Genomic DNA, 2,183 nt, shown 5'->3' with positions numbered 1-2,183 from the left:
GGCGAAGGTGGAGAGTCGACTCGGGGCGCGGTGGCCGGGTCTCCCCGGCTCCGTTTCCCCGAGCCGCTCACCGAACCGGACGTGCGACTCTCACCGCATCCGGCTCTCCACAGGTTCCTGCCGTTGGCTCGATGATCTATGCGGTCCACGGCGTCGGGATGTTCAGCCCGCGCCAGCGGTAGCGGGTGACCGTCACCGCGGCGATGTTGAACAGCGTGACGCCGTCCAGGGCGATCTGCCGCCAGCCCCTGGGGCCCTTGAACTGTCGGCGTAGAGCCGTCCACGTCCAGCGTCGCCGATACGTGATCATGTTGACCACGCGCCACCACACGAACGACCGCAAGGTGTTGAACGTGTGCTTGGCCACGGCGTGCTTGAAGTAGTTGGCCCAGCCGCGAAGGATCTGGTTGATCCTCGACAGTACGGCGGCAAAAGGGGACCTGTGACCTCCGGTGGGTCAGCGCCCGGATCTTCCGCTTCAGTTCGCGGACCGGCTTGTCCGCGATGAAGGTATAGACGTAGTGCTTGTCCGTTCCCCGCTTGCGCATCCACTTGATGTGGAAGCCGAGGAAGTCGAACCCGTCGGCCATGTGCACCACGCGTGTCTTGGACGGCGACAGGCGCAGTCCAAGCGGGGCGAGGGCCTCGCCGATCTCAGCTCTCAGCGCCTCGACGTGGTGGCGTTCGCCCCTGACGAGCACGACGAAGTCGTCCGCGTAGCGCACGATCCGCCAGTTCGGCAGGTTCTTGGCCACCCGCGTGAAGCGTCGCGAGTCGCTGGACATCGTTCCGCCCGGCTTCCATGGCCCCATCACGTGCTCATCGAGCGCGGACAGGGCGATGTTGGCCAGCAGCGGAGAGAGGATCCCGCCTTGCGGGGTGCCGGTCTCGGACGGTTCCATCGCTCCGGTCTCCCGGAGGATTCCGGCCTTCAGGAACGCCTTGACCAGGGCGAGGACGCGCTTGTCCTTCACTCGGGAGCGCACCCGGTCCATGAGGGCCGTGTGGTCGATCGCGTCGAAGCACGCCTCGATGTCCGCGTCCAGGACCTGGCGGTAGCCTTGGGTGTCCCAGAAGTGGATCTCGGCGATCGCGTCGTGTGCCCTCCGGTTGGGGCGGAACCCGTAGGAGACCGGCGCGAAGTCGGCCTCGAAGATGGGTTCCAGCACCAGTTTCAGTGCAGCCTGGACCACGCGGTCGGCCACGGTCGGGATGCCCAGACTCCGCAGCTTCCCGCCGTGCTTGGGAATCATCCGTTCGCGTACCGGCAGCGGGCGGAACGCCCGCTGCCGCAGCTGCTCACGCAGCTGGTCCAGGAACACCTCCACGCCCACCTGCTCGGCGATGGTGCGGGCCGTGGCCCGATCCACGCCTGCGGTGCGGGCACCGGTGTTGCCGGCGACCCGGTCCCACGCACGTGCGAGGAACCTGCGGTCGCATACCAGGTGGTACAGATCATCGAAGCGGCAGCCGGGATCGGCCGCCGCCCAGCGGTGCAGCTTGGTCTGCATCTCCCGTACCCGCAGCGGCCGCACCACCGGCACGTCGCGCTGCACGGCCGGAGTCTCCACTCCGGCGTCTTCGGGCATTGCAGTCCCCTTCCACTCGTTACCTGCTGCCGCCCTTCGCCATGTACGCGGCTTTCCCGCGCTCGGACTACTACGGCGGCTCCGCCCCATCCCGGACCGTTCGGCCGACGGTGGACCCAGCCCGGATGTCCGCGCCGGATGCGCGGCCCGCGGCGGGACCGGGACGGTTCCCGTGTTCACTTGTGATCGCTTGTCGGAGGAGGCGCCCGGCTATACCCCGGCGGCATCGCCACGGCTACGCCGCAGTCCTTCACCGTGGCCTTGCGCGGCGGCGAACGAGACCTCCGCGCAAGTCGCCTGCCCGAGCAGATGGCAGACGCGCACCGCACCCAGCCCAGATCCGTCAGGTTCGAGCTGGTGGGAATTCGTTACGAGGCTTCACACACCGGTTCCTCTCGTACACCTCTCCGTCGTGCTCGCCGGGCACACGGCCATCTGACGGTCCTGGCCCCGCCCCGGCTTTGTCAGGGCTGCTTCCCGCCCTCCCCGGCACCTCCCGGATCAGGCTGCCCTCAGCTTCAACCCCACTGCTGCGACAGCAGGTTGGTGCAGGTCTCTCACCTCCACTCGATCAACAAGCGCCTCACGGCGCAC

1 protein-coding gene and 1 pseudogene are annotated in these 2,183 nt (G+C 67.9%); both read right to left on the bottom strand.

Going from position 1 to position 2,183, the window contains the following annotated elements:
• Positions 1-136 precede the first annotated feature (136 nt).
• Complete coding sequence (locus tag ACFV9M_RS41990; protein WP_385102744.1) at positions 137-403, bottom strand: group II intron maturase-specific domain-containing protein; 267 nt, start codon at positions 401-403, stop codon at positions 137-139.
• Positions 404-494: 91 nt separating this feature from the next.
• Positions 495-1,511: pseudogene (gene ltrA, locus ACFV9M_RS41985) on the bottom strand (group II intron reverse transcriptase/maturase); the annotation flags it as partial.
• Positions 1,512-2,183: the final 672 nt, after the last annotated feature.

The sequence above is a fragment of the Streptomyces sp. NPDC059895 genome (assembly GCF_042731035.1).
Classification (GTDB): domain Bacteria; phylum Actinomycetota; class Actinomycetes; order Streptomycetales; family Streptomycetaceae; genus Streptomyces.
The sequence above is the reverse complement of the archived record's forward strand: the minus strand, read 5'-3'. Positions and strand labels throughout refer to the sequence as shown.